Below are 18,351 nucleotides of genomic sequence, written 5' to 3'. Positions count from 1 at the left end.
AATATAGAAAAAATCTAGCACTTTCGAGCCAGGAATAGAAAATCAGCGTAACCAAGTCTGGTCAACATGTCCTGCAATTCGATTTTGCTCAGGGGAGAGCTTAAGCCCTCTTTTCCAATTGTGTGCGGATCATAGCCGTATTCCGCCAATTGATCGACAATACTGGACGCTGAAGAGCCATTAACGTTGAGCAAAACCTCGTCTAGTTCGATAAATATGGCTGGCTGTTGGCGTAGAATTTTCTTGGAGCCCTCAAGAACCGCCGCCTCATGACCTTGGACGTCGATTTTGATCAGTGAAACGCGGCGGCCGGCACAGGTGTCAGACAGGCTGTCCAAAGTGACCGATTTGACCGGAAGTCCGACCGCCGCCATGCGATGATCGGCCGGATTGCTTGCATTGACAGCAAGATGTGCCAGTCCGATCGCGTCGGAAGCAACCGCCTCGCAGATATCGACCCGCTGATTCAGCCGGTGGCGCGCCATCCGTCGGCGCAGGCTCTCAACATTTGCCGGCTCTGGTTCGATCGCAACAACGAGGCCTTCCGGTCCCACCCAGCGGGCAAACAGGATTGTGAAGTAGCCGATATTGGCTCCGACATCTATGACGACGCTTCCTGGCGTGGCCAACGTACGCAACAGCCTTGCATTCTTGGCCTCCCAGTAGCGCTTGTAGCGGAGATAAGCCCATTCGAAGGCAGCCCGACCCGCGCGGGTCGAAATTATGCCAGTGGCCTCCACCCTGCCATACAAGGCAATAAGGATATTCTGGACCCCGAACCCCATGTGCACGCTCCGCGTTGCTCCAATATGCACTGCTGATTGAACTGCAAGTGCGGCGCATACGGCTCCTCAAACAGCCCTCAGTTTAAACCAGCCAAAGATGACCATACGTATAAGCAGAAATCCGTCGCGGAACCTCGAAATTTGTGTCTCCCCGTATGTACGAGCCATGTAATGTACCGGGATCTCCACAATCTTCAGATTTTGCTTTGCCGCGCCGAATATTAGGTCGAAATCTCCGAATGGATCAAAATCACCGAAGTAGCTGCGTCCAGCTTCAATTTTATCATAGTCAGATTTCCGGAAAATCTTCGTTCCGCAGAGGGTATCAGTGAAGCGCTGATTCAGCAGATAGGAGAACAGAACCGCGAAGCCTCGATTTGCGATGAGATTCAGTGGGCGCATGGCATCGCTCTGCATCGGATAAATCAACCGGCTTCCGTTTACGAACTCGCCCTTGCCGGATGCAATCGCATCATAGAACCTTGGCAGCATCTCGGGTGGAACGGACAGATCGGCATCAAGGATCATCATGATGTCGCCGGTCGCAGTGGCGTAGCCCGTGCGCATGGCGTCGCCTTTGCCCTTACCCGCCTGCTGAACTGCCTTAATGTTTCGGTCAGGGTAAAGCGCCATGACCCGTAGGCATTCCTCATAAGTGTTGTCGCTCGAGTTGCCCTCGATGAAGATGATCTCTTGACGGCTTCCGAATTGCGGCAAGCGTGTCACCGCGCTTTCAACGTTACCTCGCTCGTTACGGCAAGGGATCAGGATACTCACGGATTGCTGGGTCGGCGTTGCCGCCTCGAGGCTGCGGGCGACGATGTATTTGCGCAGTCCCAGGCGTCGCAAAAGGGGCAGTGTGCCGATATAGCGATTGACTAGCGGTCCGATGCCGAAAAGGCTGAACGGAATAAGTTGTCGATGCTCGTCCCTGATGACCTCAAAGCTGGCGAGTTCAAGAATGTTGCTGAAGTCTCTCGAGGTGATGATGTTACTGTGAGGTGTGGCATGGCGGAGCCCGAGCCGGTCCGCCAGGTAGATCGCGGGCTCCCATATGTGGGAGTAGTGGGTGATGACCAGTCGCGTGTCGCGGGTGCACAAGGGATGAAGCGCCTTGAGCGCCATCTCGATATCGTCGAGCTGACCGATCGTGTCGGACAGAATGATATAGTCGAAGGGCCCGGTCAGCGTCGCCAACAGCGAGGGATCTTCGACGTCGCCGACGACAAACTCCAGATCGGGGTGCCTAATGCGGGCGCAGTCAATCATCCGCGCGGAGAGATCCACGCCAAGGCCGTGCGAGGGCTTGAGTGCCGCAAGCAGGGCGCCAGTGCCACATCCGAGATCTAGTACGCGCGAGCCTTCTGGAATGAGGTGGCGCAGGAAGCGGTAGTCTTCATCAAAATAGGCGTTATTCTTCTGGATCCAGGCGTCACGCGTCTCCGCGGTGGCCTCTGCATGTGCCTTGATCCGCTGTTTCCGTTCTGCCAGTTGGTCCGAGTAGGTCCGAGGTGCAACGGCTCCGCCTGCCTCGATTTGGGCAGGCCCCGATAACGCTACAGGTTGGACTTGCATGCTACTCGGCCCCATCTGATCAAACTGCGGGATACGTAAGCGGCCTTTGATTAGCCAAGAAAGTCCGCCTACCATCCCCACGGTCAGATTGGAAAGGCCTAGCAGGATCGAAACGGCCAGCGCCTCGTCTTGTGATGCGTAACCCATTGCGGGCAAGATCAGGACGGCCGCCCCTTCGCGAACGCCCCAGCCGCCGAATGACAAAGGCACGACAGTGGCGAGCATCATCGCCGGCAGCGTCTCCAGGGATCCAATAAAGCCGATTGGCACCCCGATGCTGCGGCCAAGCAAGTCGAAAGCGATAATCATAAGGACATGGCCAAGTATCGAGTACGCCATGGTCAACGTTGCGACCCGAGGCCGGCCAAGAACTTGAGCCATCCAGTCGGACAGGGTGTGGAGCGCCCACAGTGCTGATATTCTCCTAAACCAGATCCTCGGCATCGACAGGAGAGCGCCTCCGATGATTAAGCCTGCGCTCGCGATGCTAAGTGCAAGGCCGATCTGGCGCGACGGGATATGTTGGTAGAGAGCCAGTGCGCCGATCAGCGCTAAGGCGGCCAGCGCGATCAGTCCAAGTAGCCTGTCAATGAGAACGGCGATCGTTGCTAGCCCGGCGGACATACCAGACTTGACTGCGATGTAGATGCGCACGGCGTCGCCGCCAATTGTCGAAGGCACGACCTGATTGACGAAATTCGCCTTCAGGTAGGCATCGAAGGCGATAGGAAGTGGAAGCCGCGCTCCCATGACCCGTGAAACCAGACGCCAGCGGACTGCGGCCAGGAATTGCTGACCAAGAAGCAACAAGGTGGCGCCTGCGAACAGGACGAGATCGACCCGGCTCAGCAGCCGAAATGACTTTGTGAAATCGACATGGCGGGCCATCAGGATGCCAAGCCCAACAGCGGCCCCGAGTTGAACCGCCGGCTTTATCATCCGCCAGATGCCAGATTTGGCGTCGCTCAGTTCAGCCTCCCCACCCTTGCCCGCGTCTACCCGCGTGCCGCACGTGATTAGACGAACCTAAGCATTGAACAACAATAATCTGCGATGCCCAAAATAAAGCTTTATCGCAAGCGCTTACGTCCGTCGCCCGATAGCTTCGATCGGCCAATTTTGGGTTGAACTGAGTGACTTGCTGCGGACGAGCCGGGACAAATGCCGATTCCGCCATCGACCAAGCAATGAGTTCATGTCCGAAATGGGCCTTATCGCTCCTTGAACGCAAAAGGCCCCGCCAGCCGGAGCTGACGGAGCCAGTGATAGTCCGAGGAGTCTCGCTGATCGAACGCGACGAACGGCCCTCGGTTCCAATTGCCCGGATGATCCACCGCTGGGTTTTGGCGGTAGTATCGGGAGGGACGGAGGACCGTCGCGCCAGTGGCGCGCCCAGCGGATCAACGCGTCGCACACGGTCATGCCGGCCAGCCCAAGCGCGAAGCCGAGCGAGCCCTCGATATCGCCGGCTGGGTACTGCCAGAGGTCGAGCCACTTCCGCAGGATCGGCACGGCGAGGGGCGTGCCGTAGCCGGCGACGCCCGCACTCACCAGGGCTGAGACAATCCGCTGCGGCCAGGAGAAACGCGGCGAGGCCAGCCTGCGCACGCCACCCCCGACTAGGCCGGCAATGACATGCGGCGTCTTCACGCCAATGGCCTGTTGCAGCCAGTCATAGGGCGGCAGGTTGACCGGCTCGTCGTTCGGCAGGCCTTTCGGATGCTCGTCGGGTATCCCGACGTCGGCAGGATCGACGCGACTTCGTCCGGCTTCCTCGTCGTCGCCCTGAACAAGGTCTGCGCCGCGCTTAATTGCGACGACGCCGTGATGGCGGCCGAAACCTGCGACGCGCTGCGCCTGCCGCGCGGCAGCTCCTACGCGAACGGCGTCAATGTCGCCCGATTGGAGCGCACGCGTATCTCCCAACGGCTCATCGAAAGGTTCGCGGCATGAGCGGCAAGCGCAACATCGCGGCGATCCCGCTCGCCGACTTCGCGCCAGCGCCGGTGCCCACAGCGAAGCCCGAAGTCACATGGATCGACCCGCGCGAGCTGCTGGTCGACGAGGCCTATGGAACCTCTCCGAGCGCTCGCTCGCGCTGATCAAGCGCATCGCCACAGGCTGGGACCGGCGCCGCTTCAAGGCGCCATCCTGCTCGTGGACCGAAGACGGGCTTGAAGTGGTCGACGGCCAGCATACGGCCATCGGCGCCGCTTGCCGTGACGATATCCGCGAAACTCCCGTGCTGATCACAGCGTCGAAAGAGCAGGCCGAGCGCGCAGCCGCTTTCATCGGGCTGAACCGCGACCGTGTCGGGATCAAGAAGAAGCCACGCGCCGCAAGCCGTGGCCCAGCCAACCGGAGGTGCCTGCGCAATCGCCGCCGAAAAACGAGCCGATATGTCAACCGCCGGCTCGCGAGCCAGCCCTGCCCGACGACATCAAGATCGACACACGCTCGGCTGGGCCCCCGAGCTCTATGCCGGCCGCATCGCCTGGAACAAGGTCCGGGTGGTGAAGGACCCGGCCAATGGCCGGCGGGTCTCGCGCCCGAACGCTGAGAGCGAATGGCAGAGCGTCGATCGGCCGGATCTGGCCCTGGTCGACCGGGAGCTCTGGGACAAGGTGCAAGCGCGCAAGGCCGAGCGCTCGGTCGAGCATGCGCAAGGCAAACCGGCGCCGCGCTATTTGTTTTCTGGGCTGTTGCGCTGCGGCTCATGCGGATCCGGACTGGCGCGTTGCGGGGCCGACAAATCGGGCCGCACCCCGGATCCGCTGCTCGGCCGCGACCGAGAGCGGCATCTGTCCGGATCCGAAGACGTTCTATCTCGACGTGGTCGAGCGCGCGGCGCTCGCCGGCCTGCAGGGCGAGATGCGCGCGCCGGCGGTCATGGCCGAATATGTCCGCACCTATCACCAAGAGCGACAGCGCCTCGCCGGCGACGCGATCCTTCGTCGCGCCACGATCGAGCGGCAAATCGCCGAGAAGGAGAAGATCATCCGGCGCACCATGGACATGCTGATCAACGAATGGGGCGATTAGCAGAAGGCGAGCGACGACCAGAAGCGGGCAGCCAATGAGCTGCGTGCGTTGCAGGCCGAACTCGAAACAATCGCCGAGCCGCTGAAGACGGTGGCGCTGCATCCGCAGGTTCTTGAGCGCTACGAGCAGCAGCTCGGACAGATGCAGTCCGCACTCTCGGCAGGGTCAAGGCCGGCGACGGGGAGGGTATCGAGATCATCCGCAGCCTGATGGAAAGCGTCACGGTCTACCGCGACAAGACGAGAAGCGACGGCATCTCGATCACTATCACCGGCCGGCTCAACGATCTGCTCGGCGAAGCCGCCTATCCGAATGGAGTATGCTTTGGGATGGTAGCGGGAGAGGGACTCGAACCCCCGACACGCGGATTATGATTTTGCGTGCAGTTGTTGAATGTGCTTACAAATTTAAATTTGTGTTGCAGGTGTGTTGCATATCCCCATATTTCAGCCAATCAATTCCATTGCCGCGGATTCCATTTCGGCACCCGTATCAGCGCTGGGAAACAAGTGCCCGTAGGTGTCCAGCGTCACCATGATCGACGAATGGCCCATGCGTGCTTGGACGGTCTTCGGCGGCAGTTCCAGTCCGCCGTCGACCTTCCGGTTGATCAACCAGCTTGCGTAGAAATGCCTTAGCGAATGCATGCCCTCATATTTAGCCTGAGCGATCGGCTGGCCTTTTTCGTCAACAATTTCTGACGGCACCACAACACCGGCAAGCTCCCAAGCAGGAATGAGGCCGCGGCGGCGGATGTTGGCAAGCGACTCGACGTTGCCCGCGCCTGTCGGGAAGACGAGTCCTAGCTCACCCTTGGGGCACTGCTCTTTCCATGCCTTTAGAACATCGACTAGCGCGGGCGGGATTGGGATGGTGCGCCAGCCGCTTTCTGACTTCGGTGCGCCGATCTCGTTGTACCTGTCGGCGCGCTGCGACACGATCAATGTCCCTGCCGTCAAGTTGATATCCGACCAACGCAGCCCGCGAAGCTCGCTGGCCCGCAAGCCGCTGAACACCGCGGTTAGTAGGAGAGGGCGCCACCGCCCTTCCAGTGCGGCTATGAACGCCTTGATCTCCATTCGGGTAGGAATGTCGACGCCGATTTCCAGCTTGCCGGATTGCCGGCGCTCGGCGCGTCGCTCCTTGGCCTTGGACGTGGTGCGCCCGCGCTCGCGAATGACATTGCGGGTTGCCAGCCCGCGATCCATGGCGTCACCCAGGATTGCGCCAAGGCTGACGCGTACCTTTTTAACGAGGGCAGCAGACCGGCCTTCCTTGCGCAGATGGTCTTCCCAAGCGCGCACAGCCGCCACGGTCAGTTTTGAGACGGGCAGGGCGCCAATGAATGGTTTTATGTGCAGATCGACATGCTGTTTGTATTGAGCAGCCGTAGAGCGCTCGAGCCCGGCTGCGTCCGCGGTATCGAGCCACAGCTTGGCGATCTCGGATAATGTCGATGCCTGGCTGTCAGGAATATGGAGCCCTTCGCCGACCTCGTGCCGGGCTTTTACCATGAAAGCGTCGGCATCTTTCTTCAGGTCGAATTGCCTGGACCGACGCTTACCGGCGCTATCGCGATAATCTGCCTGCCAAACCTGATTGCCGGATGGGAGGGTGCGCTTGCGGATCTTGGCCATTCGCCATGGTTAGGCGACACGCGGATCCTATGCAACACGCGAAAACGATCTGCGCTGCCGGCTGTCTTATGAAGTGAGCGGAACTCGCGGTTGACTTCTGACGTCAAACACCGCCATAAAACGAGTCACGCAGACCACGAACAAGTGCGCGACGCTGAAACCATAATCTGATTGTCTACGCTTTTTCACGTGTTTGACGTCGCTGGTCAAGCACAAAATCGAGGAGTGCGACACTTGACCGCAGAAAATGATAACGTTGCTTCGGACATTCTCCGTGGCGCCGACGCAATTGCCGCTTTTCTGGGGCTGCCCCGGCGCGCTGTTTATCACGCCGCCTCCAAAGGCAGCCTGCCAGTTTTTCGCTTGGGAGAATGTATACTCGCCCGCAAAACCACGCTGCTGGCGTGGATTGTTGAGCAGGAACAGGTCGCCTGCAGCGCGCGGACCGCAGCCTGATCACCCGAATACTCACTAACCTCAGTCCGCCGGCAATCCCGTGCGGCGGCATCGCGCCCTTGTGCGCGAACCTCACAGAGATATCCCATGAGAGTTACGAAGATCGAACGCCTTCCAGACCGAGGAGGCGCCCCCCGCTCACGTACGCTGGCCCGCTTCCGCCTCGAAGTCGCTGACGGAGTCCGACTGCACGGCTTGACGCTTCTCAGGCGCCCGGACGGGTCGCACCACTTCCACTCTGCTCATATCGCTGGAGCTAACGTCTCGAGCTTCGCGCCGGATTACGCCGCCCAAGTCGTTCAGGCCGCAGTCGCGGCGTTTTACGGAGAGCCGGAAGCTCATGACCAAGCCAGCGCCTAAACTGACAGAGGAGCCCGAGTCGGTCACTCAGACTGCGCTAAAGGCCGAGTATTCCGCTGCACTCCGGGCCGGGGACCACGTGGCCGTGGATCGAATCCAGCGCCAGATATTTGCCAAGCCGGTGCGTGCACCAGAGGCCGCGAACGATAACATCGAGTTGCCTGCTGAGCCGTCGGACGGCCTGCCCGCGCATCTCTGCTACCCGCCAGGAGCGGTTGGCGACTTCGCTCGATTCATCGTTTCAGCCTCGCGCTTTCCTTCGCCTCCGCTGGCGCTGTGCGCGTCCCTTGCTCTGACCGCGGTCCTTGCCGGCCGCCGTTATAAGGGGCCGACAGGCCTTCGCACGAACGTCTATCTGGTCGGGCTAGCCGAGTCCGGCATGGGCAAGGACATCACGCTCCGCGCGCCGCGCATCATCGCGGGGGCCGGGTCTGATGGCGCTGGAATCGCGAACAAGTTTCTAGACGCCGACCCGGCCTCGCCGGAGGGGTTGGCGATGCGGCTGCGGGAGGACCCGTCTGTCCTGGCCGCTATCGATGAGTTCGGCAAATGGCTGTCAGAGCGGACATCGCGGACGGCTGCGGCGCACAAGGCCGGCATCGTCTCCGCAATGATGCGGTTGACGGGAGCAGCGTCCGGCGCTTGGGGCGGTGCAGAGAAGGCCGCAGGCAAACAGGCCACCATCCACGCGCCATGTTTTAGTATCCACGGCGTAACCACCCCCAGCACATTTTGGGCGGCTCTCGGCGCGGGCAACATCTCCGAGGGGCTTCTGGGGCGGCTCATCGTTATCGATGCCGGCACTCGCCTGCCTACTAAGGTACGTCGCCCCGCAGACACCGAGGACGTTCCAGTCGCACTCACTGCCCACGTCAAGGCGCTCGCCGGTAAAGAGGGCGGTCGGTCATTCTGCGCGGCTTACTCCACAGGGGAGAACCCTCCGAGCATGGTCGCCGCCGTCCCGTATGGTGACGACGCTGAGGATGAGTTCGAGGGCTTTGACGATCGTATCCGGGCCGAGGCTCCGTCGACCGATCCGGCGTTCCGGCCCGTGCTGATGCGCGTTGCGGAGAATGCCGGGCGGCTCGCGCTCATCGTCGCCGTCGGATGCAACCCCGGCGAGCCCGTCATCACCGTCGAAATCCAGCGTTGGGCGAATGACGTGGCGGAGGCCTCTTACCGGACTATGGTTCGCGGGGCGGCTGACAACATCGCAGACAACGACCGTCAGGCATCTTACCTGCGCGTGCGCAGTATGATCGCAAGGCGGCGACGCGAGGGGCTGGCGCAGGGCAAGCTAGTATCGAACCTTCGCGGATCAATCGACAGCCGCATGTTGGACGACATCCTTGGGCAGCTCTTCGAGAGCGGTGACTGCATCTACGGCGAAGCACGGGCCGGTAGTGGGCAGGCAACTCGTCGATGGTGGGCTACGGAGCACCGGCCGGAGGGCTTCATTCAGACCCTCCGGCCGCGGCCGGGAGATCCACAGATGAGACGCTGAAGCCCACCGCGAGGCCTCCCCAAGACGTGCGCAAGCGATCCGCAGATTTTTGCCTCAGACCCGTCTTGGGTGATTTTTGCGGATGGCTTGCGGAGGCCTTTACGTATGCCTTGCGGAGGCCTTCACACATGCCTTCATATAAAAAAATATAATAAAACCAATAAGATAAGGAGAGCCCTACGCAGCAGAGCCCAAGGACCTACCCCGACCCCTGTTTTTGACCCTCGTTTTGCGTGTGCATTCGCGCGCGCAAGAATTTCAGGACACCTTTGGAGCCTTCAATGTTCATCACCACCGCAGACGGCACGCGCATCAACCTCAGCCTGGTCAAATACTTTGATGTAGGAGACCTCAATCAATCTGGTTTCGTTGGTTGCAGATTTGAATTCAATGACGGAACCGGAAGTACCGGCGCGATCTCGCCAGAGACACTTGCCCTGATCGACGCGACCTTCACACACCATCGCAATTGAACAAGAGCGCCCCAGGCGCCATCACCTCGAATGGAGCGCGCCCATGACTGGACCTTGCCGGGCAGACTTATACGGCCAACACAGTCACAGGCTCCTCCAGGGGGGGCGTCCGAACTCTACCGCCCCCTCGGGCCCGGAACGGTCGACAAGGCGGGCGATAATCCAAACACAGTTTTTTGGCCTCGCGTGCGCGCAAGCGCGCGAGGGGCCGGGTGCCTCAAAAGTCCCGAGTCGGCCCCGCGGCGGACCGGCATAGGACTGGCGCGCGTTACGCCGCAGGTTTCGAGATTATTTTTATAGGGGGGCGCATCGATTTCTAGGGCGCAGACTAGTTCCCGCGCCCGCTGAGTTCTTACGCGCAACTAAAATTCAGATCTTTGATTTTCCGGGGAATCAAAATGGAGCATAGATGACGCACATCAGGCAATATCATCGATCAATTTCTTGACGCGCCACTAAGCTTGGGACTAGTTTTTCAGCAACCATTGCGGATGGCCCGTCAATATCGTCCACAAGCGGCCTGCAGCGGCCTTTAGATATCCTCCGCAACCCACATTCCCTTCATCAAGTTTCGCCGCCATCGGCCCGCTTTGGGCTGGCAAGGCGGCCTCTATGCCTGGGAGGGCACATGGATACTTTGCAGCATGGCAATCACAATCATTCCAGCACTCCAAATCGGGTCCGCAGAGCCTTGCGTGACGATGCAGTGAGGGCCGCGGAAGATTTTGCAGCTATGCCAACTGACCGGCGCACACCCACCGCTTACGCAGAGGCCCGAGAAAGGGCGCAGCCATACCTCGATTTCCTCGCTGTCGCCGATCTGCTTCGACCCGTCGACCTGTATGTCAACGATGCGGAGTTGGCGACCGAGAGCCATAACACCGGCTATGCCGTCGAGTTTCGCCATGACGTCAGACCATCGGGGGATGAGATGCTTGCGGCGTATTCTGACGGCATGCGCCCGTTTGTCAGGACATCCCCTCTGGGGAAGGTAGAGACGTTTGCGGGAGGCGTTCACTTCCATCCGGGCGACAACGCTATGACCATCGGTGGTCGTTCGAGCACCCGTCGATTCTACGGCCTCCATTTCGTCGGCGGTGCGCTTTTGTACTGGGGGCAGAATGGTAGGCGGGAACGGGTTGTTGACGAACAATCCGACGCCCGAGGGCCGGAAGCCGACAACGACAACTTCGAAGTCGTGCGGAAGACTACAGCGAGCGCTGGCGCTCCAGATGCGCTGCCGGAGATCGATCGAGCCCGTGAGGCGTCCGACCTATTGACCAGAATGGGCGAAAGCGGAGAGAGATTGCTGAAGGTGATTATGCAGGCCGACACGTTCGCGGAAGTAGCGGTCGCGGCCGGGCTGCCGCCGACGAGCCACAACGGTCGTCGGGCCACAATCAAAACGCTCGCGGAAGTAAAAAAATTGCTGGCGGCATAACAAGAACGACCGTTTCGACCTTGCCCGCGCGGAATATAATAGGAGGCGACTTCATTTCGCCTCTTATCCCCCCGGGAATACAGCGGCCTCGCTTCGGCGGGGCCGCTTCTTTTTGTCCTCACAACATTTTCAGAACTTTGCAATGAAGCGGCTCTTCACGCCGAAGGAAGCGGCGCGGGCAGTCGCACTCCCTCTAACGCATATTCAAGGATGGCTGCAGCGTAGCGTCTTCACGTTTGCCGCCCACCAAGGGCATCGGCGCCCTCGTTTCGATCTGCGCGGCCTCCGCATCCTGGCGCTAATGCGTGAACTCACGGCCCACGGCATCAGCCCGAACGTCGCCGCTGGCTGGGCTGCTACGGTCGTCGATCGCGCCCGAATGGGCGAGGCCATTGCGGGGATCTTCTCGCGCGATCCGAGCGTCAGTCCGGCGATCGTCCCGGTTGATGCTGTGACTGCCGCGATGCCTTTGATTGTCATACCAATCCAGGCACTTTTCGCCGAAATCGATAGGCGCGTTCAGGAGCTTTGAAGCCTTGCGTGACGGTAGTTCGCTACGACGCCTCCGGCTGGCCGTTGTAGCCCCCGGGGGGGCATCGCAATCGCTGGAATCGCCGCGACTTGCCGGAACGGTCGGGTCCCAACGCGCATGCATCTGCAATTCAGAATATGGGGGTAGCCCATGCCACGGCCGAGAACGCCGAAGGCCGTCGCGGCGGTAACTGGCCGCGACAAGATCAACCCGGCTCGCTTTTACGGGCGAAATGAACCGGAGATCGCTGAAAAGCTCGGCGATCCGCCGGAATGGCTGTTGGACACCGCCACCACAAAGCCGCGGGAGGCATGGGAGCAACTGCGCTCGAGCATCCCCTGGCTGAACCAGTCCCACCGCGGCATCACGGCGATTGCGGCGACTGTGATGGGCCGCATGATCTCCGGCCAGGAAGTCGGCACACAGTCGATGAACCTCCTGCGGCAGTGTCTCGGCCAGATGGGCGCCACCCCGGCGGATGCTAGCCGTGTTGGTTTGCCCGATGCGCCCGGCGAACCGGACCCGGCGGATGAGTTCTTCGATTGAAGCAAATTTACCCCAGTTCATTCCTTTTCAGCCGCCTTCGGGCGGCTTTTCTTTTTTGGATATCTCCATGAGCAATACGATTGCTGTCTTCCCCATATCGACAGCCGAGGATCTACGCTTTCAGCTAAAATTTGACGGACTGAATCTGAGCGGTCGCACGCTCGAGATAGAAGTGCGCGAGCGGTCGTCGAACGCGCTCAAGGCGACCCTGACGATCGGCGCGGGGCTTATCCTTGCAGGCACCAACGACCTGACTGCCTTGTACCCCAAGGCCAGCATGGCGGGCTGGGCGCGCAGCGAGTACCAGGCGGACCTCGTCGACAAGACAAGCGGCCAGGCTCTGCGCCTCATGGCCGTTCGGATCATTTACGACGAGCCCGGGAATCTCGTTTACGGCGTCCGCGGCAATCAGGCGACGGTGCGCTGGGGCGGCAATCAGGCCGTCGTAACGGCGATTGGCGGCGTCGGGCCTGCTGGTCCAGCGAATAGCCTAGCGGTTGGCACAGTTACGACCGGGGCTGCGGGCGCGCCAGCGGCAGCGTCAATTACGGGCGCAGCACCAAGTCAAACACTCAACCTGACCATTCCACGCGGTGATACCGGCGCCACTGGAGACGCGGCGACTGTTGCCGCCGGCACGACAACGACGGGGGCGGCCGGCTCAAATGCGTCCGTGACAAACAGCGGCACGTCCGCTGCGGCCGTATTCAACTTCGACATTCCGCGCGGCGATACGGGTGCTACCGGACCCGCGAATACGCTGACTATCGGCACGGTCACGACGAGCCCGCCCGCGGGGAGCGCGTCTGCGACGATCACGGGCACCGCACCGAATCAGACGTTGAACCTAACGCTTCCCCGTGGCGACCAAGGGCCGGCGGGGTCGGTGGTCGACGGGGACAAGGGGGACATTACCGTCTCCAGCGGCGGGACAGCCTGGACGGTCGACAACAACGCCGTTGATGATGCGAAGCTCCGCGATAGCGCCGCTCTTTCGGTTATCGGACGCTCGGCGAATTCCTCCGGCGATCCGGCGGACATTACGGCCGGAACTGACGGGCATGTTCTCCGGCGATCGGGCGCGTCTGTTGGGTTTGGCGATGTGGCAACTGCGGGCATTGCCGATAAGGCCGTCACGCTCGCAAAGCAGGCGGACGTTGCTACCTCTGTTCTGATGGGACGCGCGACTGCCGGCCCTGGTTCGCAAGAGGCAATGACCGGCGCGCAGGCGCTCGGGATCATCACCAGCAGTGCAGGTGCAGTTTCCGGCGTCCGCAACCTGCTGGTCAACGCGTCATTTCTGGTCAATCAGCGCGCCCATGCGGGCGGCGCCCTGACTTCGGGAAACTTTGGCTACGACCGGTGGAAGGCTGATACCGGCGGAGCGACATACAGCGTATCCGGCCGCGCGATGACCATCTCGGCCGGGACTGTCGTTCAGGTAATCGACGGCGCCGACATTCTCGTCAGCGGAACCTACGTCATCAATTGGACGGGGACCGCGACCTGCGCCATCGACGGCGTCGCAAAAACGAAGGGCGCGACGTTCACGCTGACGGCCGGCACGAACTGCACAGTGAAGTTCACGGGTGGAACGGTCTCTTATCCGCAGATCGAGCCAGGGAGCACCCCGACCTCCTTCGAAGCCCGTCCGGCCTCACTCGAATTTCTGCTCTGCCGTCGGTTCTGTCAGCTGGTGCAATGGCAGCTATCGACGGTAGCCACGGCGGCCAACCAAGATATCTACGGGACGGTCAATTTCCAGCCTATGCGAGCGGTGCCAACCGCGGCTCTGGCAGGCGGCACTTTCTCGAATTGCGGTCTGGTCAATTCTCCATCAGTGACGGCGTCGTTTATCGTCGATTTCGCCCGCAGCGCGGCGGCGGGGCCGATCTATGCCGGCTACGCCGTCTTTATTTCAGCGGATCTCTGACATGATCGAGCAAGTCACATCGACCGGGCCTGACGGAGCGGTGTCGATCGCCTACAGCGATGGCCGGGGGCCGGTCGCCACCAATATCAATCTCCCCGCCGATACGGCGGCGCGTATTGATCTGCATGCCTGGCTTGACGGTGGCGGAACGATCCAGCCACGCGCGACGCAGCCTGCAACATCGGACGATTACCGCTATGCTATCCAGGCGCATGTGGACGCAACGGCACAGCAGCGTAGTTACGATAGCGGAATCACCTGCGCCTCTTACGTCAACTCGACCGTTCCCGCTTGGGCATCTCAGGCCGCCATTTTCGTGGCCTGGCGCGACGCCGTGTGGGCTTACGCCTATTCAGAATTGGCGAAGGTCGAAGGCGGGCAACGCCCACAGCCGACTGTCGAGGCTATCGTTTCCGAACTGCCGCTGATCACCTGGCAGGCATAGCGGCTGGTCGAGTAAGCCGGCGCGCTCACCTCTTGGAGCTGCTGCCGGCTCGTGCCGCAGGCGGTCCCTTCCTAACGGCCAAGCCAATCTAGCGGCCGCGCTAGGCGGATTTATGGCCACCCGCGCCGCCGAACCCCGACCCGGTCGACAAACTCGTATCCTTCTTCAACGCGAACGAGGATGTCCGCGCGCTCATCCTCGAGGGAATGAAATGAACCAGATTACTGAGCCGTTCACCGTCACCATCCACGGCCCCAAAGCGGACGGCTTCGACCGCGTGTTGATCGTCAAAAATGACGATGATGCTTGCGACGAACTCGTCTCCGTCACCGAAGACTCTGCAACCGTTTTGGTCACGCCTGAACGGTAGCGACGAACCCCGCCCGCGCGACCGCGGATGTACCGGCACGCGGGCGGGACGTGACATTGACGGTGCTCCCTGTCATTCTGATATCATATAGATCGCCTATGCGGATGCTGACGGACTCTTGGCAAGGGATAATGCCCATGTCGGACCGGCTTACCGCGATAGCCCCGGACGTCGGACGCGCAGCCCACTACGCCGTCAACCTCGCGCTCGATGCCGATACGCTCAACGAGCAATTGTTCGGCGTCAGCATTTGGCTCGCCGAACGGCATATACCTCACCAAGCAAAAGTCAGCATGCAGCCCGCCCGGCATCGCATTCGCGTCAGTTTTTCTGAAGAGCGCCAGGCTCACGCGTTTCATTTGAAATTTGGCGGTGAGATCGCCGACGATTGAGTGTGGGCGGTCCTGCTGCACGGTAGTTTGCTCAGGCGGACCGAGCGAGCCGGCGCACTCATTTTGGGAGCGCTGCCGGCTTGAGCCGCAGGCGTTCCCTCCCCAGCGACAGGCGCAACATAGCGACCACGGGCCGGCTGGCCATTCACCTTTAGTAGCGCCGCACCGCGGCAGGAATCTCTATGTCAGTAGACGCCGAAAAACTCTCGCTCCTCCTCGAGGTGAGCGCCCAGCGCTTCGAGAACCAGCTCAAGCGGGCGAATGCACAGGCATCCCGCGTATTTAAAAGTTTAGAAGACCGGGCCTCGCAAATGGAGTCCAAGGTAGGCGCCAGCTTTGCGGCGCTTGGTCGTCGCGTTGCTGGCGCGTTAGGCGGAATCGCCGCTGGACTCGGCCTCAACGAGCTACGCAAGACCGCCGACGAGTACACCCGGATCGTCAACACACTGAAGGTTGCCGGGGTCAAAGACACTGCTGGCACCCTTGATCAGCTTTTCGCCTCGGCACAGCGCAACGCCGTGCCCCTCGAGGCGCTGGCGCAGCTTTATGGCCGCGTCAGCCAGGCCCAAACCACTCTAAAGGCAACCTCGGGCGATCTGCTCGGGTTGACCGATATCGTAGCGCAGTCCCTGCGCGTCTCCGGCACGTCGGCGACCGAAGCCTCGGGCGCGCTGCTGCAGCTTGGACAGTCGCTCTCCGGCGGCAAGGTCCAGGCCGAGGAGTACAATTCGCTTTTGGACGGCATGTACCCGCTGCTGCAGGCGGCGGCGGCTGGTCTGAAGGAAGCGGGCGGCGACGTATCCAAGCTGACCGCGCTGGTGAAGGACGGCAAGGTTTCTTCGGAGGCCTTTTTCCGCGCCATTCAGGCCGGAGCACCGCTCCTCGAAGATAAACTGGCAGGCGCCACGCTGACGACTGCGCAGGCCATGACAAAGCTCCAGAACGAGCTAACGCTGGCGGTTGGAGAATTCGACAAGGCGGTAGGTGTTACGCCGGCCCTTGCTTCTGGCCTCGACAAGGTCGCGGGCAGTGTTGGCGGAGTAGGTGAAGCCGCGGCTTCCGCCACGCTCAAGGTTCTGGGCCTGCTCAAGGCCGTCTCAGACTTGGCGGCCCAGTCTGGCTCGGCTCTGACTGGGGCGCTGTCATCAGCACAGGCTGATACGGCTCGACAGCAGCGAACCATTCTCGAAGCGAAGCTACGCGGCGCCATCGGACCGGAGCGCGCCGGTATCGAGGAGCAACTACGCCGGCTCGATCAGGGTGCGCAGAACCCCTCGGCCAAGGCCGCGCGGGATGCGGCGGAGCGCGAGCGCTTCATTCAGGCGGGACGCGATGCTGGGGACTTCGGCAACATCCCCGCCGGTATTGGGGCGCCGGGCACGCCGCAGCCACCGTCACGTCCGGCTGGGCTCGGCGGCCCGACGATCAAGCCCGTATCCCTCAAGGACTTCAAACTCGCGGGCGACGACAATGACGGCAAAGGCGGCGGCTCTTCCAAGGAAAAGCTCGACGCTTACGAGCGTGAACTAGCGGCGATCCAGAAGCGCACCGCTGCGCTGAACCTCGAAGCCGAGAGCGTCGGAAAATCTACGTTCGAGCGCACCAAAGCCCGGGCCGCGCTGGATCTCGAAACCGCAGCAAAAAAGGCCAACATCCCCGTCACGATCGAACTGAAAAAGAAGATCGACGAAGCGGCCACCGGCTACGCCAACGCCAAGGTCAAAGTCGAGGAGGTCACCAAGGCCTTTGAGGCGTCGCAGGACGCACAAAAGTACTTCGGGGACGCTGTCCTCGACGGCTTGGAAGACATCGTTTTCGAAGGCGGGAAGGCCGAAGACGTCATCAAGAATTTGGCCAAGAGCCTCGGAAAGGCTGCGCTCCAAGCGGCCTTGGTGGGGTCCGGTCCCATCGGAACAATTTATGGAGTTAAGCGCCCATGAGCGCCTGCAACATCATCAAGACTGACGACGCCATTCACATGTTTACGGACGCGGCGTCCTACTATGGCAACGGCACGCTCGGTGCGGTCGGGCAAAAGGTATCTATTCTCGCGCACTTGAACGGAGCGATTTCCTGCCGCGGGCCGGCGGGTTTCCTCGACGGGCTCGTACAGGGTTTGAACACTGCCTACGGCAGCTTCGATGAGTTGGCCGAATCCTTCGCGCTGGCCGTGTCGAACGTCTATTCACTCGATCAGGAGATATGGGCGCTTTGTGCCACTAGTCCGGAGGTTGAGGTCTTTCTAGCCGGCTGGTCTGTAAGTCGGGATAGACCCGAGAGCTATGTCGTCACTAGCCACAACCTGCACGGACCAGCCTGGACACTGATCCCCCTCGGTCCGGTGGCGATTGCACCATACGACGCAGCCTTGGACGAACGGCTGGCGCGTATCGAACCCGGCGAGACAATTGTTGAGATCGGCGTCGCTCTAATGGAGCAACAGCGCCGAGTGCGAGGTCCACATGCCGGCGTTGGGAAGTCTGTCGCGGGCGTGGGCGGCTTCTGCCAGATGACCACAATCCGGCGCGAGTCGATTCAGACGGCCGTCATAAAACGCTGGCCCGACCAGATCGGAGAGGTGTTGGGCTTGGCGGCGTAGCGCCCGTCAGACCGGCCGACATGGGTTCCGAGACGATGCCAAACTTCCTTAAATTGGTCCGTGGCGTATACCTTCGGCTGGAGCCAAAAGGAGACTTTGCCAACGGGGCTGCCCCTCTGATGGGCCGCGGTGACGTTGCCCCCAGATTTTATCCAGCGCTGAGTTCGTTCCGGCGAAGCGAAGCGGGCAGAGAGGCCCCATGAGAGCGCAGTCGAGCTGCGATCCACTTGTCTCCAGCGCCAAAACTGTTCAAACGAACCG

18 protein-coding genes and 1 pseudogene are annotated in these 18,351 nt (G+C 61.1%); 16 read left to right on the top strand and 3 right to left on the bottom strand.

What is annotated here, in order from left to right; all coding sequences use genetic code 11:
- Positions 1–14: 14 nt before the first annotated feature.
- Positions 15–785, bottom strand: a complete 771-nt coding sequence (locus tag AB4118_RS10345) for an FkbM family methyltransferase (RefSeq protein WP_441489630.1) — start codon at positions 783–785, stop codon at positions 15–17.
- A gap of 66 nt (positions 786–851) precedes the next feature.
- A complete protein-coding gene (locus AB4118_RS10340; protein ID WP_441489629.1) occupies positions 852–3,299 on the bottom strand; it encodes a flippase-like domain-containing protein in 2,448 nt (815 codons plus the stop codon).
- Positions 3,300–4,079: 780 nt separating this feature from the next.
- On the opposite strand from AB4118_RS10340, the gene AB4118_RS10335 reads away from it, so the two are divergent.
- From AB4118_RS10335 to AB4118_RS10320, 4 genes and pseudogenes are all read left to right on the top strand, one after another.
- Entirely contained in the window at positions 4,080–4,313 is a 234-nt protein-coding gene (locus tag AB4118_RS10335; protein WP_441489628.1) for a hypothetical protein, read from the top strand.
- A complete protein-coding gene (locus AB4118_RS10330) occupies positions 4,310–4,462 on the top strand; it encodes a hypothetical protein (RefSeq protein WP_441489627.1) in 153 nt (50 codons plus the stop codon). Before AB4118_RS10335 ends, AB4118_RS10330 begins: the two co-directional genes overlap by 4 nt.
- 297 nt (positions 4,463–4,759) lie before the next feature.
- Positions 4,760–4,996, top strand: a pseudogene (locus AB4118_RS10325) (recombinase family protein); the annotation flags it as partial.
- A gap of 22 nt (positions 4,997–5,018) precedes the next feature.
- Positions 5,019–5,402 carry a hypothetical protein gene (locus AB4118_RS10320; RefSeq protein WP_441489658.1) on the top strand — a complete coding sequence of 128 codons (384 nt, stop codon included), beginning with the start codon at positions 5,019–5,021 and terminating at the stop codon, positions 5,400–5,402.
- 446 nt (positions 5,403–5,848) lie between these two features.
- On the opposite strand, the gene AB4118_RS10315 is transcribed toward AB4118_RS10320, so the two are convergent.
- A complete protein-coding gene (locus AB4118_RS10315; protein ID WP_441489626.1) occupies positions 5,849–7,039 on the bottom strand; it encodes a tyrosine-type recombinase/integrase in 1,191 nt (396 codons plus the stop codon).
- Positions 7,040–7,273: 234 nt separating this feature from the next.
- Between AB4118_RS10315 and AB4118_RS10310 the strand changes: the two genes are divergently transcribed.
- From AB4118_RS10310 to AB4118_RS10255, 12 genes are all read left to right on the top strand, one after another.
- The gene (locus tag AB4118_RS10310) at positions 7,274–7,495 is read left to right on the top strand and encodes a DNA-binding protein (RefSeq protein ID WP_441489625.1); all 222 of its coding nucleotides are present in this window, start codon (positions 7,274–7,276) and stop codon (positions 7,493–7,495) included.
- A 340-nt stretch (positions 7,496–7,835) separates the two neighbouring features.
- On the top strand, positions 7,836–9,359 hold the full coding sequence (locus AB4118_RS10305; protein WP_441489624.1) for a DUF3987 domain-containing protein: 1,524 nt from the start codon (positions 7,836–7,838) through the stop codon (positions 9,357–9,359).
- Positions 9,360–9,640: 281 nt separating this feature from the next.
- Entirely contained in the window at positions 9,641–9,832 is a 192-nt protein-coding gene (locus AB4118_RS10300; protein ID WP_441489623.1) for a hypothetical protein, read from the top strand.
- Between the two features lie 628 nt (positions 9,833–10,460).
- Positions 10,461–11,273 carry a hypothetical protein gene (locus AB4118_RS10295; RefSeq protein WP_441489622.1) on the top strand — a complete coding sequence of 271 codons (813 nt, stop codon included), beginning with the start codon at positions 10,461–10,463 and terminating at the stop codon, positions 11,271–11,273.
- A gap of 142 nt (positions 11,274–11,415) precedes the next feature.
- Positions 11,416–11,805, top strand: coding sequence for a hypothetical protein (locus tag AB4118_RS10290; RefSeq protein WP_441489621.1), 390 nt, complete (start codon positions 11,416–11,418; stop codon positions 11,803–11,805).
- Positions 11,806–11,955: 150 nt separating this feature from the next.
- Positions 11,956–12,351 (top strand): hypothetical protein, encoded by a 396-nt coding sequence (locus AB4118_RS10285; RefSeq protein WP_441489620.1) that lies wholly within the window; start codon positions 11,956–11,958, stop codon positions 12,349–12,351.
- Entirely contained in the window at positions 12,335–14,284 is a 1,950-nt protein-coding gene (locus AB4118_RS10280; RefSeq protein WP_441489619.1) for a hypothetical protein, read from the top strand. The genes AB4118_RS10285 and AB4118_RS10280 overlap by 17 nt, the downstream gene beginning before the upstream one ends.
- 1 nt (position 14,285) lies before the next feature.
- On the top strand, positions 14,286–14,729 hold the full coding sequence (locus AB4118_RS10275) for a hypothetical protein (RefSeq protein ID WP_441489618.1): 444 nt from the start codon (positions 14,286–14,288) through the stop codon (positions 14,727–14,729).
- Positions 14,730–14,940: 211 nt separating this feature from the next.
- Complete coding sequence (locus AB4118_RS10270) at positions 14,941–15,099, top strand: hypothetical protein (protein ID WP_441489617.1); 159 nt, start codon at positions 14,941–14,943, stop codon at positions 15,097–15,099.
- A 137-nt stretch (positions 15,100–15,236) separates the two neighbouring features.
- The gene (locus AB4118_RS10265; RefSeq protein WP_441489616.1) at positions 15,237–15,491 is read left to right on the top strand and encodes a hypothetical protein; all 255 of its coding nucleotides are present in this window, start codon (positions 15,237–15,239) and stop codon (positions 15,489–15,491) included.
- A 182-nt stretch (positions 15,492–15,673) separates the two neighbouring features.
- On the top strand, positions 15,674–17,431 hold the full coding sequence (locus AB4118_RS10260) for a tape measure protein (RefSeq protein ID WP_441489615.1): 1,758 nt from the start codon (positions 15,674–15,676) through the stop codon (positions 17,429–17,431).
- Positions 17,428–18,090 carry a hypothetical protein gene (locus AB4118_RS10255; RefSeq protein WP_441489614.1) on the top strand — a complete coding sequence of 221 codons (663 nt, stop codon included), beginning with the start codon at positions 17,428–17,430 and terminating at the stop codon, positions 18,088–18,090. The genes AB4118_RS10260 and AB4118_RS10255 overlap by 4 nt, the downstream gene beginning before the upstream one ends.
- Positions 18,091–18,351: the final 261 nt, after the last annotated feature.

It is taken from the genome of Allobosea sp. 2RAB26, from assembly GCF_052115465.1.
GTDB lineage: Bacteria > Pseudomonadota > Alphaproteobacteria > Rhizobiales > Beijerinckiaceae > Allobosea.
This window is presented reverse-complemented; position numbering and strand designations above follow the sequence as displayed.